This is a genomic window from Pseudomonas linyingensis (assembly GCF_900109175.1).
GTDB classification, from domain to species: Bacteria; Pseudomonadota; Gammaproteobacteria; order Pseudomonadales; family Pseudomonadaceae; genus Geopseudomonas; species Geopseudomonas linyingensis.
In genome coordinates this window covers 141,767-154,509 of record NZ_FNZE01000002.1, presented here as the reverse complement: position 1 = coordinate 154,509, position 12,743 = coordinate 141,767, and the positions used below count along the sequence as shown (strand labels likewise).

Sequence of the window (12,743 nt, the reverse complement as noted above, 5' to 3'; positions counted from 1 at the left end):
GAAAAAATTGCGCGCGATTATGCCAGAAAAGTCGGGTTTTGGGTAAAAAACACTCAGTGCCGGGTTGGCGACGGCTCGCTGCTGCCGCCACCGGCGAACAGCTGGGCAATGTCGGCGGCGTCGAACTGGTAGCGCTGGTTGCAGAACTGGCAGTCGATCTGCACCGCCCCGCCCTGCTCTTCCACCAGCTGCGCGGCATCGGCCGCGCCCAGGCTGACCAGGGCATTGGCCGAGCGCTCGCGCGAACAGCTGCAGCCGAAGCGCAGCGGCTCGGCGTCGAACAGGCGCACCACCTCCTGATGATACAGGCGATACAGCAGGGTCTCGTTGTCGAGGCCGAGTAGTTCCTCGGCGGTCAGGGTGTCGGCCAGGGTGACCAGATGCTCCCAGCTGGCCGCGCGCTCATCACCATCGGTCAGGCGATCGGCCGGCAGCTGCTGCAGCAGCAGGCCGCGGGCACGGCGACCGTCGGCATTCAGCCAGAAGCGGGTGGGCAGTTGCTGGGACATGGCGAAGTAGCTGGACAGGCACTCGGCGAGGGTCTCGCCGTCCAGGCTGACGATGCCCTGGTAGCGCTTGCCGACCTTGGGGTCGACGGTCATGGTCAGCACACCGTCGGGCATCAGCTCGCGCAGGCTGCGCGCCTCGCCCAGGGCCTCGGCCTCGTAGCGGGCGATGCCGCGAATCTCGCGATCGCTGGAGCATTCGACCATCAGCAGCGGCAGCGGGCCGGAGGAGCGCGCCTGCAGCACCAGCAGGCCGTCGTACTTGAGGATGTCGCTGAGCAGGGTCACCGCGGCAAGTATCTCGCCGAGCAGCTGGGCGATCGGCTCGGGGTAGGCGTGCTTGGCCAGCACCTCGGCGTAACTCTGTTCGAGGTCGACCAGTTCGCCGCGCACATCGGTATCGTCGAACAGGAAACGTTGGGAAAAATCTGACATGCCAGGCCCGCAGGGTTTGCTCGTAAACGGCGATTTTAGGCGCAAACGGCCTACACCACCAAGGGGCGTCCGTCTATCGCCGCTTCGGGTGAAATCTATCGGGCGCCGGCAACTCACTGGCCGTCGCGGAACTGATGGATCTGCCGGCGCTGCTTCTTGCTCGGCCGGCCATCGCTCTGCACGCCCAGGGCGCCGGCCTTGCGCAGCGCCGCGGCCTGCTCGCGGCGGGTAATGCTGTCGGCGGTTTCCTCGTAGAGTTGCTGCGCCTCGGGCGCGCCGCGGCGGACCATGGACAGCGCGCGGATGATCACCGTGCGCTCGTCGAAACCGCTGCGGATCAGCAGCTCGTCGCCCACCCTGGGCTCCTTCGCCGGCTTGCAGCGTTCGCCGCGGCAATGCACCTTGCCGCCCTCGATGGCGGCCTTGGCCAGCGCGCGGGTCTTGAAGAAACGCGCCGCCCACAGCCACTTGTCCAGGCGCACCTTGTCGTCGTCTTTCTCGCTCATGCTCTCTCTCGTGTCACTGCTGGCCGACCTGCGGAGTGCAGCCGCCACCCCCAACGCTGTCGAGCCCGTCACAGAACATGACGGCACGCCGGGCGTTGACCATAATGGCATGACCCAGGCCCGCATCGACCTGGTCACGGCAGAACAGCGAGGAAGTTCCCACATGCCCAAGGTCAGCGAGCACCTGCCGGAGGCCAGGCGACGGCCCCTCCATTGCGCAGCCCCCCTTCAAGCCTGGCGCCCGCTGCGCTGCGGACTGGCAACGCTGCTCATCCTGCTCTGGCTGGCACCGGCGGCAGCCAGCGAGGTTGTCGAGCTGAGCGAATCGGAACGCGCCTATCTGCAGGCCCACCCGACGGTCCCGATGTGCATCGATCCCGACTGGTGGCCGTTCGAGCTGATCGACGAGTCCGGCCGGCATACCGGCATGGCGGCCGACCTCATCGCCCTGGTCAGCCAGCGCACCGGCATCAATCTGCAGCTGCATCCCACGCACACCTGGGAGGAGAGCCTGACCGCCTCCCAGGCCGGCGACTGTCTGGCGCTGAGCTTCCTCAACAGCACGCCCGAGCGCGACCAGTGGCTGATCTTCACCGAACCGCTGCTGGTCGATCCCAACGTGATCATCACCCGCGAGGAACACCCGTTCGTCTCCGACATCGGCGCGCTGCAAGGCAAGACCATCGCCCTGCCGCGCGGCACCGCGATGCTCGAACGCATCGCCCGCGACTTCCCCAACCTGACCATCGTGCCAACCGAGTCGGAGCGCGAAGCCCTGGGTCTGGTGGAGGCGCGCAAGGCCGACATGAGCCTGCGCTCGCTGATCGTCGCGGCCGCCACCATCAAGCACGAGGGCTGGTTCAACCTGAAAATTTCCGGGCAGATACCCGGCTACGACAACCATCTGCGCATGGGCGTGCTCAAGTCCGAGACCACGCTCAGGGACATCCTCGACAAGGGCATAGCCACCCTCACGCCGCTGGAGCGCCGGCAGATCGTCGATCGCCATGTGTCGATGCAGGTGGTGACCGACGTGGTCACCGACTACAGCCTCGCCCTCTGGCTGGGCCTGGTGCTCGCCGCCATCCTGGCGACCAGCCTGGCCTGGATGGCCCACCTGCGCAAACTGAACAACCAGCTCAAGTGCCAGGCCGAAACCGACCAGCTCACCGACCTGCCCAACCGCCATGCCATCGATTCGTCATTTGCCCTGGATATCATCCGCGCCCAGCGCTACGACCGGCCGCTGTCGGTGATTCTGCTGGACATCGATCACTTCAAGACCGTCAACGACGAGCTGGGCCATCTGATGGGCGACAAGGTGCTAGTGGAGTTTGCCCAGCTGCTCAAGAAAGGCCTGCGCAGCGTGGACACCGTGTGTCGCTGGGGCGGCGAGGAGTTTCTGGTGATCTGCCACGAGACCGACCTGAGCCAGGCCGTGCAGCTGGCCGAGCGCATCCTCGAGCAGATCCGCAGCCATGCCTTTCCCTGCCCCCGGCCGCTGACCAGCAGTGCCGGGCTGGCGACGGTACTGCGCGGCGACTCGGTGGCGACGCTGATGCAGCGCGCCGACGAGTCGCTGTACGATGCCAAGCACCGGGGACGCGACCGGGTCGGCGTCAAGCCGGCCGAGGAGGCCTTTGCCGACTGATCCACTACCTCCCTGCTCCGGGAATGTCCATCCATGCCGTTCATCGCCACCGGAAAGTGAGCCGCCGTGAAGACCTTCGACCATCTGGCCGTGATCGGCCTGCGCGAATGGATCGCCCTGCCCGGGCTGGGCCTGGCCGGCCTGCGCGCCAAGATCGACACCGGCGCCGGTACCTCGACCCTGCACGCCAGCGACATCGAGCCCTTCGAGCGCGATGGCCAACCCTGGGTACGCTTCACCGCGCACCTGGGCAGCCTGGTGCAGAGCCGCCAGCGCCAGCGCGAGGCGCCGCTGGTCAGCATGAAGACCATCCGCAGCTCCACCGGCCATACCCAGACCCGCTACGTGATTTGCACCGATCTGGTGCTCGGCGACCGCCATTGGCCTGTAGAATTCACCCTGGCCTGCCGCAAGACCATGCGCTATCGCGTACTGCTCGGCGCCAAGGCCCTGATCGCCGGTCAACTGGTGGTCAACCCCGCGCTTACTTATGTCCAGGGCAAGCCGCTGCTGTCGGTGCCCACTACCCCCTCAGGTGTCCGATGAAAATCGCTGTGCTGTCGCGCAACCCGCGTCTGTATTCCACCCGTCGTCTGGTCGAGGCCGGTCGCCAGCGCGGGCACGAGGTGGAGGTCATCGACACCCTGCGCGCCTACATGAACATTGCCAGCCACAAGCCGCAGATCCACTACCGCGGCCGCGCACTGGAAGGCTTCGATGCGGTGATCCCGCGCATCGGCGCCTCGGTGACCTTCTATGGCTGCGCGGTGCTGCGCCAGTTCGAGATGATGGGCGTGTTCCCGCTCAACGAGTCGGTGGCGATCAGCCGCTCACGCGACAAGCTGCGCTCGCTGCAGCTGCTGTCGCGCAAGGGTATCGGCCTGCCGGTGACCGGCTTCGCCCACTCGCCGGACGACATCCCCGACCTGATCGACATGGTCAGCGGCGCACCGCTGGTGATCAAGGTGCTGGAGGGCACCCAGGGCATCGGCGTGGTGCTCTGCGAGACCGCGAAGGCCGCCGAGTCGGTGATCGAGGCGTTCATGGGCCTCAAGCAGAACATCATGGTCCAGGAGTACATCAAGGAGGCCGGCGGCGCCGACATCCGCTGCTTCGTGGTCGGCAACAAGGTGATCGCGGCGATGAAGCGCCAGGCCAAGCCCGGCGAGTTCCGCTCCAACCTGCACCGCGGCGGCACCGCCAGCCTGATCAAGATCACCCCCGAGGAGCGCATGACCGCGATCCGCGCGGCCAAGGCCATGGGCCTGGGCGTAGCCGGGGTCGACATCCTGCGCTCCAACCACGGCCCGCTGGTGATGGAGGTCAACTCCTCGCCGGGCCTGGAAGGTATCGAGACCACCACCGGTCACGACGTCGCGGCGATGATCATCCAGCACATCGAGGAACACGCCCGGCCCAACCAGACGCGGACCAAGGGACGGGGCTAGGCCGCATCCCGCGGCAGCAGCAGCCCCAGCGGCAGACACACCCGCGCCTCCACGCCGCCGCCGGAGCGGTTGCGCAGCTCGACGCTGCCGCCGTGCTGGGCGGCGATGCGCTTGACGATGGCCAGACCGAGGCCGGTGCCCTTGCTGCTGCGCGCACGGTCGCCGCGGATGAACGGGTTGAAGATGTCGCCCAGCTCGGCCGGATCGATGCCCGGGCCACGGTCCAGCACGCTGAGCACCACGTAGGGCGCCGCCGCGCCGCCGGACAGGCTGGCGCACACCTCCACGCCGCTGCCGCCGTGGCGCAGGGCGTTCTCCATCAGGTTGGCGAGCAGGCGCTTGATCGACACCCGGCGCAGCGGCATGGCCGGCAGCGGCTCCAGGCACAGGCGCACGCGCTCCTCGCTCTGGTTGAGCGGCGCCGCCACCTCGCGGATCAGCTCGTTGAGGTCGAGCTCCTCGAGCGGCTCGTCGCGGCCGTCGCGGATGAAGGCGAGGAACTGGTCGAGGATCGCGTCCATGTCCTCGATGTCGCGGACCATGTCCTCGGTCAGCTCGTTGTCGGTGGACAGCAGCTCCAGCGACAGGCGCAGGCGGGTCAGCGGCGTGCGCAGGTCGTGGGACACCCCGGCGAGCATCAGCTCGCGCTCGCGGGCGGCCTGCTCGACGTCCGCGGACATCTGGTTGAAGGCGCGGTACAGCTCGGTCATCTCGCTCGGCGTGTCGCTCACCGGCAGGCGCACGCTGCGGCCGCGGCCGACCTGGCGGGCGGCGAACACCAGGCGCTTGAGCGGCAGGCTGAGCTGGCGTACCAGCAGCCAGGCCGCCGCGGTGGACAGCAGGCCGATGGCGAGGAACCAGCCAAGCACGCTCCAGATGCGCTGCACCTTGAGCGGATAGGGATACAACGGCACCTCGACCCAGTCCGGACCGAGCGCCGGCGCCAGTACCCACAGGCGCGGCGCGCGCTGGGCGCGCATGCGCAGCTCGGTGTCCTCGCCCAGCTCCTGGCGCATTTGCGCCTGCAGCACCTCGGTGTAGGGCCAGTGGTACTCACCGGCCGGCACCTCGTCCTGCTTGAGCTGGCGCAGGCCGGCGGCGGCGGCGATCGCCTCGCGCGAGGCCGGGTCGGCCGCCCAGTAGGCGCGCAGGGTCAGCGCGGTACCGTGGCTGTACTGGCGGTCGACCAGCATGTCCTCGTTCATCAGCAGGTAGACCAGGGTCAGCGCCTTGGAGAACAGCACGACGATCAGCACCAGCCAGAGGATGCGGGCGAACACGCTCTGCGGGAACCAGACCGGCGTTCTCACTTGCGCGCGCTGCCGTCCGGCACGAACACGTAGCCGACACCCCACACCGTCTGGATGTAGCGCGGCTTGGAGGGATCGGGCTCGATCAGCCGGCGCAGACGGGAGATCTGCACGTCGATCGAGCGCTCCAGGGCATCCCACTCGCGGCCGCGCGCCAGGCTCATCAGCTTGTCGCGGGTCAGCGGCTCGCGGGCGTGCTGAACCAGCGCCTTGAGCACGGCGAACTCGCCGGTGGTGAGCATGTGCACCTCGCCGCCGCGGCTCAGCTCGCGGGTGCCGAGGTTGAGCTGGTAGTCGCCGAAGCTCACCGTTTCCTCCTCGCTGCCCGGTGCGCCCGGCACCACCGGCGCCTGGCGGCGCAGCACGGCGCGGATGCGCGCCAGCAGCTCGCGCGGGTTGAACGGCTTGGCCAGGTAGTCGTCGGCGCCCTGCTCCAGCCCCTGGATGCGGCTGGCCTCGTCGCCCTTGGCGGTGAGCATGATGATCGGCATGCGGTTGCCCTGCTCGCGCAGGCGGTGGCAGGCGGACAGGCCATCCTCGCCGGGCAGCATCAGGTCGAGCACCACCAGGTTGAACAGCTCGCGGGACAGCAGGCGGTCCATCTGTTCGACGTTCTCCACCGTCTTGACGCGGTAGCCCTGCTCGTCGAGAAAGCGCTCGAGCAGGCGGCGCAGACGCACGTCGTCGTCGACGATGAGGATTTTTTCGCCTTCCGGCTGGCTGCTGGCAGTGCTGTTCATCGGGAGTCCTCGAAAATATCGGCCGATTATGGCGCAGCCGCGGCAGCGCCATGTACAGCCATTGTTAGCAGATTTTTCCCCCGGCCCGCCCTGCGCCTCGCCAGAAACGGGCCGCTGGGTATAATCCGGCCCTTTGCGGCCTCCCGGCCACCTTCCCCCGCACCAGCAGGAAGTCATATGGACAGCATCAACGCCCGCATCGCCGAGGAACTCGGCGTCCGCCCGCAACAGGTCGCCGCCGCCGTGGCGCTGCTCGACGAAGGCTCGACCGTGCCCTTTATCGCCCGCTACCGCAAGGAAGTGACCGGCAGCCTCGACGACACCCAGTTGCGCACCCTCGAAGAGCGCCTGCGCTACCTGCGCGAGCTGGACGAGCGTCGCGCCTCGATCCTCGCCAGCATCGAGGAACAGGGCAAGCTGACCGCCGAACTGGCCCGCGAGATCAACCTGGCCGACACCAAGACGCGCCTGGAAGACCTCTACCTGCCCTACAAGCAGAAGCGCCGCACCAAGGGCCAGATCGCCCTGGAGGCAGGCCTCGGCGAGCTGGCCGATGCGCTGTTCGCCGACCCGGCGCTGGACCCGGAGCGCGAAGCGGCGCGCTTCGTCGATGCCGACAAGGGCTTCGCCGACGTCAAGGCGGTGCTCGACGGCGCCAAGTACATCCTCATGGAGCGCTTCGCCGAGGACGCCGACCTGCTGGCCAAGCTGCGCGGCTTCCTCAAGGACAACGCCACCCTCAGCGCGCGCCTGGTCGCCGGCAAGGAGCAGGAAGGCGCCAAGTTCAGCGACTACTTCGAGCACGACGAAATGCTCAAGGGCGTGCCGTCGCACCGCGCCCTGGCGATCTTCCGCGGCCGCAACGAGGGCGTGCTGAGCGCCAGCCTGAAGGTCGGCGAAGAGCTGCCGGGGAGCATGCATCCGTGCGAAGGCATGATCGCCGAGCGCTTCGCCATCGAGAACCGCGGCCGCGCCGCCGACAAATGGCTGGCCGAGGTGGTGCGCTGGACCTGGAAGGTCAAGCTGTACACCCACCTGGAAACCGACCTGCTCGGCGAGCTGCGCGAGGCCGCCGAGAGCGAGGCGATCAACGTGTTCGCCCGCAACCTGCACGACCTGCTGCTCTCCGCGCCGGCCGGCCCGCGCTGCACCCTAGGCCTCGACCCCGGCCTGCGCACCGGCTGCAAGGTCGCCGTGGTGGATGCCACCGGCAAGCTGCTGGACACCGCCACCGTCTACCCGCACGCACCGCGCAACGACTGGGACGGCACCCTGGCCGTGCTGGCCCGCCTGTGCGCCAAGCACCAGGTCGAGCTGATCGCCATCGGCAACGGCACCGCCAGCCGCGAGAGCGACAAGCTGGCCGCCGACCTGATCAAGCAGGTGCCCGGCCTCAAGCTCACCAAGGTCATGGTCAGCGAAGCCGGCGCCTCGGTGTATTCGGCCTCCGAGCTGGCCGCCAAGGAATTCCCCGACCTAGACGTATCGATCCGCGGCGCGGTATCCATCGCCCGCCGCCTGCAGGACCCGCTGGCCGAGCTGGTGAAGATCGAGCCCAAGGCCATCGGCGTCGGCCAGTACCAGCACGACGTCTCCCAGCTCAAGCTGGCCCGTTCGCTGGACGCGGTGGTCGAGGACTGCGTGAACGCCGTCGGCGTCGACGTCAACACCGCCTCCGCCGCCCTGCTGGCGCGCATCTCCGGCCTCAACGCGACCCTGGCGCAGAACATCGTGCAGTTCCGCGATGCCAACGGCGCCTTCGCCTCGCGCGCGGCGCTGAAGAAGGTGCCGCGCCTGGGCGACAAGACCTTCGAGCTGGCGGCCGGCTTCCTGCGCGTGATGAACGGCGACAACCCGCTGGACGCCTCGGCGGTGCACCCGGAGACCTACCCGCTGGTCAAGCGCATCGCCGCCGATACCGGCCGCGACATACGCTCGCTGATCGGCGACTCGGGCTTCCTCAAGCGCCTCGACCCGGCCAAGTTCACCGACGAGAGCTTCGGCCTGCCGACCGTCACCGACATCCTCAAGGAACTCGACAAGCCCGGCCGCGACCCGCGCCCGGAGTTCAAGACCGCCGAGTTCCAGGAAGGCGTCGAGAGCCTCAAGGACCTGGTGCCCGGCATGATGCTGGAAGGCGTGGTGACCAACGTCACCAACTTCGGCGCCTTCGTCGACATCGGCGTGCACCAGGACGGCCTGGTGCACATCAGCGCGCTGTCGGAGAAGTTCGTCAAGGATCCCTACGAGGTGGTCAAGGCCGGCGACATCGTCAAGGTCAAGGTCATGGAGGTGGACATCCCGCGCAACCGCGTCGGCCTGTCGATGCGCATGGGCGACACCCCCGGCGAGAAGGTCGATGGCCCCCGTGGCGGGCAATCCCGTGGTGGCGGCAAGCCCGGCAACGCGCCGCGCAGCGAGCGCCATTCCAGCCAGGACAAGCCGGCGCCGAGCAACCCGGGCATGGCCGCACTGTTCGCCAACGCCAAGCAGATCAAGAAGCGCTGAGATGACCGACGTACGCGAAGTGACCACCAGCGCCTTCAGCCACCTGCTCGGCAGCGAACTGACCCGCCTGGACGACGGCGAGGCCGAGGTGCGCCTGGCACTCAAGCCCGAGCTGCGCAACCGCGCCGGCAAGCTGCACGGCGGGGCGATCTTCAGCCTGGTCGACATCGCCATGGGGCTGGCCTGCTCCAGCGCCCACGGCTTCGACCGCCACAGCGTCACCGTGGAGTGCAAGATCAACTACATGCGCGCCATCGACGAAGGCGAAGTGCTCTGCCAGGCGAAGGTGATCCACCACGGCAGCCGCACCTTGGTGGTGGAGGCCGAGGTGCGCCAGGGCGACGCCCTGGTGGCGCGCGCCCAGGGCACCTTCATGCTGGTCTAGTCTTCCCCGGATAAAGGCAAGCCTGCCCCGGCAGGAGCCAATTTAGTTGCGATGACCTCTGGCGGTCATCGCTGATAAATCCGCTCCCGCCGGCCTCGCCCCTTGAGACTACCGCCCGTCGCCCCCATAGTGCGCACACAATGCCAACAGGAATCCGACTTTTGAGCGATCTACTTTCCCGCCGCCTGGCCCTGCTCGACAGTGCCGAACAGCGCGACCTGCTGCGCCACTGCCGCCACGGCCTGGAGAAGGAAAGCCTGCGCGTCGATCCCGCCGGCCACCTGGCGCTGACCCCGCACCCGCAGGCGCTGGGCTCGGCGCTGACCCACGCACAGATCACCACCGACTATTCCGAGGCGCTGCTGGAGTTCATCACCGCCGCCGAGGAAGACCCGGCGCGCAGCCTCGACGAGCTGGACGCCATCCACCGCTTCGCCTACGCCCAAATGGGCGAGGAGCTGCTGTGGACCCACTCGATGCCGTGCAAGCTGCCGGCCGAGGCCGACATCCCGATCGCCGAATACGGCAGCAGCCATATCGGCCGGATCAAGCACGTCTACCGCAAGGGCCTGGCGGTGCGCTACGGCAAGGCCATGCAGTGCATCGCCGGCATCCACTACAACTTCTCCCTGCCCGAAGCGTTGTGGCCGCTGCTGCAGCAAGCGGAAGGCGACAGCCGCCCGGCACAGGACTGGCAGTCGGAGCGCTACGTCGCCCTGATCCGCAACTTCCGCCGCTACAGCTGGCTGCTGATGTACCTGTTCGGCGCCTCGCCGGCGGTGTGCGCCAGCTTCCTCAAGGAACGCGAACACAACCTGGAAACCCTTGGCGAGGGCACCCTGTACCTGCCCTGGGCGACCAGCCTGCGGATGAGCGACCTGGGCTACCAGAACAACGCCCAGGCCAGCCTGCGCCCCTGCTACAACGACCTCGACAGCTACCTGGCCAGCCTGCGCCAGGCGGTGTCGACGCCCTACCCGCCCTACGAGGCCATCGGCCTGCAAAAAGACGGCGAGTGGCAGCAACTCAACACCAACGTGCTGCAGATCGAGAACGAGTTCTACTCGAGCATCCGCCCCAAACGCGTGGCCAACTCCGGCGAACGACCGATCCAGGCCCTCGGCGCGCGCGGCGTGCAGTACGTCGAAGTGCGCTGCCTGGACATCGACCCGTTCCTGCCGCTGGGCATCGACCTGGTCGCCGCCCGTTTCCTCGACGCCTTCCTGCTCTACTGCGCCCTGGAAGACAGCCCGAACATGGCCGGCGACGAGTGCCGCGAGTGCACCAGCAACTTCGCCCTGACCGTCAAGGAAGGCCGCAAGCCGGGTCTCGCCCTGCAGCAGCACGGCGAAGCACGCGAGCTGACCGCCTGGGGACTGGAACTGCTCGAGCGCATCGAGGCCTGCGCGGCCCTGCTCGACACCGCCCACGGCAGCGACCTGCACCAGCTTGCCCTCAACGCCCAGCGCGCCAAGCTGGAGGATCCCAGCCTGACCCCGTCGGCGCGGGTGCTGCGCAGCCTGCGCGAGGACAATCTCAGCTTCTTCGCCTTCGCCCAGCGCCAGTCCGAACGCCACGCAGCCTGGTTCCGCAGCCGGCCGCTGGATGCCGAAAGCCAGGCCGCCTTCACCCAGTCCGCCCGCGACTCGCTGGCCGCCCAGGCACAGCTGGAGCAGGAACAGCAGGGCAGCTTCGAGGAGTTCGTCGAGCGCTACATGGCGGCTATCGAGCCGAGCGCGTAACGCCGGGCGCGGTAGCCCACGCGATCGCCCCGAGGGCGGGCCTCCCAGCGGAGCGCCCGCCCTCTTTGCTTCACAGCAGCGGCTTCTCGAACACCTTCGACTGCCTCTGGAAGTTGTACAGCGAGGCGCGCGCCGCCGGCAGGCGCTCGACGCTGCTCGGCTTGAAGCCGCGTTCCTGGAACCAGTGGGCGGTGCGGGTGGTGAGCACGAACAGGGTCTTGATGCCCTGGGCGCGGGCGCGCTGTTCGATGCGGGCGAGCAGGTCGTCGCCGCGGCCGCCCTGGCGGTATTCGGGGTGCACGGCCAGGCAGGCCAGCTCGCCCCAGTCGGAATCCGGCACCGGGTAGAGCGCGGCGCAGGCGATGATCAGGCCCTCGCGCTCGACGATGCTGAACTGGCCGATCTCGCGCTCGAGCACCTCGCGCGAACGGCGCACCAGGATGCCCTGCTCCTCCAGCGGGCGGATCAGTTCGAGCAGACCACCGACGTCGTCGATACCGGCCTCGCGCAACTGCTCGAACTGCTCCTGGGCGACCAGGGTGCCGGCGCCCTCGCGGGTGAACAGTTCGTTCAGCAGCGCGCCGTCCTGGCCGTAGCTGACGATGTGGCTGCGCCGCACGCCGCCACGGCAGGCCTGGGCAGCGGCGTCCAGCAGCTCACCCTGGTAGTCGCCGCCGAGACGGGCCAGATGCGCCGGCACCTGCTGCGGGCGCAGCTCGCGCACCAGTTGGCCGGCATCGTCGAGCACGCCGCGCTCGGCACCGAACAGGATCAGCTTGTCGGCCTGCAGTTCGATGGCCGCGCTCTGCGCCACGTCCTCGCAGGCCAGGTTGAAGATCTCCCCGGTGGGCGAGTAGCCGACCGACGACAGCAGGACGATGCGCCGCTCGTCGAGCAGGCGCTCGATGCCCTTGCGGTCGATTCGCCGCACTTCGCCGGTGTGCTGGTAGTCGACGCCGTCGACCACGCCGATCGGCCGCGCGGTGACCAGGTTGCCGCCAACCACGCGCAGGCGGGCGCCCTGCATCGGCGAGGCGGCCATGTCCATCGACAGGCGCGCCTCGATGCCGAGGCGCAGGCCGCCGACCGCCTCGACCACGCACTCCAGGGTCGGCCCGTCGGTGACCCGCAGGCCATGGTGGAAGCGCGGCTGCAGACCACGGGCGGCCAGACGCGCCTCGATCTGCGGGCGTGAGCCGTGGACCAGCACCAGGCGCACGCCGAGGCTGTGCAGCAGTACCAGGTCGTGGACGATGTTGCCGAAGTTGGCATGTTCGACCCCATCGCCCGGCAGCATGACCACGAAGGTGCGGTCGCGGTGGGCATTGATGTAGGGCGAGGCGTGGCGGAGCCAGTTGACGTAGTCGTGCATGGGTGTGGCCTATGGGGTGTTCGTCTGAAGGTGCCGGTGCGGCGAGCAGTCTACTGTCAGGAGACGTCGTGAACCCATCCATGGGGCTTCACGGCGTCATCCATGACGCCGAGACTCCTGTCAGCAGCCTGCTCGCTGCA

11 protein-coding genes are annotated in these 12,743 nt (G+C 68.3%); 6 read left to right on the top strand and 5 right to left on the bottom strand.

Going from position 1 to position 12,743, the window contains the following annotated elements; all coding sequences use genetic code 11:
* Window positions 1–53: 53 nt before the first annotated feature.
* On the bottom strand, window positions 54–941 hold the full coding sequence (hslO, locus tag BMZ19_RS03180; protein ID WP_090306751.1) for an Hsp33 family molecular chaperone HslO: 888 nt from the start codon (window positions 939–941) through the stop codon (window positions 54–56).
* Between the two features lie 113 nt (window positions 942–1,054).
* Window positions 1,055–1,447 (bottom strand): RNA-binding S4 domain-containing protein, encoded by a 393-nt coding sequence (locus tag BMZ19_RS03175; RefSeq protein WP_090306748.1) that lies wholly within the window; start codon window positions 1,445–1,447, stop codon window positions 1,055–1,057.
* Between the two features lie 364 nt (window positions 1,448–1,811).
* Between BMZ19_RS03175 and BMZ19_RS03170 the strand changes: the two genes are divergently transcribed.
* The 3 genes from BMZ19_RS03170 to rimK all read left to right on the top strand — a co-directional run bounded on the left by BMZ19_RS03170 (window position 1,812) and on the right by rimK (window position 4,546).
* A complete protein-coding gene (locus tag BMZ19_RS03170; protein WP_425287158.1) occupies window positions 1,812–3,098 on the top strand; it encodes a diguanylate cyclase in 1,287 nt (428 codons plus the stop codon).
* Between the two features lie 66 nt (window positions 3,099–3,164).
* Window positions 3,165–3,644 carry a retropepsin-like aspartic endopeptidase RimB gene (gene rimB, locus BMZ19_RS03165; RefSeq protein ID WP_090306741.1) on the top strand — a complete coding sequence of 160 codons (480 nt, stop codon included), beginning with the start codon at window positions 3,165–3,167 and terminating at the stop codon, window positions 3,642–3,644.
* Window positions 3,641–4,546, top strand: coding sequence for a 30S ribosomal protein S6--L-glutamate ligase (gene rimK / locus BMZ19_RS03160; protein WP_090306739.1), 906 nt, complete (start codon window positions 3,641–3,643; stop codon window positions 4,544–4,546). The genes rimB and rimK overlap by 4 nt, the downstream gene beginning before the upstream one ends.
* Here the strand turns inward: rimK and BMZ19_RS03155 are convergent.
* Together BMZ19_RS03155 and ompR are read right to left on the bottom strand one after the other, a co-directional pair.
* On the bottom strand, window positions 4,543–5,856 hold the full coding sequence (locus tag BMZ19_RS03155) for an ATP-binding protein (protein WP_090306736.1): 1,314 nt from the start codon (window positions 5,854–5,856) through the stop codon (window positions 4,543–4,545). The genes rimK and BMZ19_RS03155 overlap by 4 nt on opposite strands.
* Window positions 5,853–6,596 carry an osmolarity response regulator transcription factor OmpR gene (ompR, locus tag BMZ19_RS03150; RefSeq protein WP_090306734.1) on the bottom strand — a complete coding sequence of 248 codons (744 nt, stop codon included), beginning with the start codon at window positions 6,594–6,596 and terminating at the stop codon, window positions 5,853–5,855. Before ompR ends, BMZ19_RS03155 begins: the two co-directional genes overlap by 4 nt.
* A gap of 177 nt (window positions 6,597–6,773) precedes the next feature.
* Here ompR and BMZ19_RS03145 point away from each other — a divergent pair, with 177 nt between their 5' ends.
* The 3 genes from BMZ19_RS03145 (at window position 6,774) to gshA (ending at window position 11,231) form a co-directional block, all read left to right on the top strand.
* On the top strand, window positions 6,774–9,104 hold the full coding sequence (locus BMZ19_RS03145) for a Tex family protein (RefSeq protein ID WP_090306731.1): 2,331 nt from the start codon (window positions 6,774–6,776) through the stop codon (window positions 9,102–9,104).
* A gap of 1 nt (window position 9,105) precedes the next feature.
* Window positions 9,106–9,489, top strand: coding sequence for a PaaI family thioesterase (locus tag BMZ19_RS03140; RefSeq protein ID WP_090306729.1), 384 nt, complete (start codon window positions 9,106–9,108; stop codon window positions 9,487–9,489).
* A gap of 161 nt (window positions 9,490–9,650) precedes the next feature.
* On the top strand, window positions 9,651–11,231 hold the full coding sequence (gshA, locus tag BMZ19_RS03135) for a glutamate--cysteine ligase (protein WP_090306727.1): 1,581 nt from the start codon (window positions 9,651–9,653) through the stop codon (window positions 11,229–11,231).
* Between the two features lie 70 nt (window positions 11,232–11,301).
* On the opposite strand, the gene argA is transcribed toward gshA, so the two are convergent.
* Window positions 11,302–12,603, bottom strand: coding sequence for an amino-acid N-acetyltransferase (argA, locus tag BMZ19_RS03130; RefSeq protein WP_090306724.1), 1,302 nt, complete (start codon window positions 12,601–12,603; stop codon window positions 11,302–11,304).
* Window positions 12,604–12,743 lie beyond the last annotated feature (140 nt).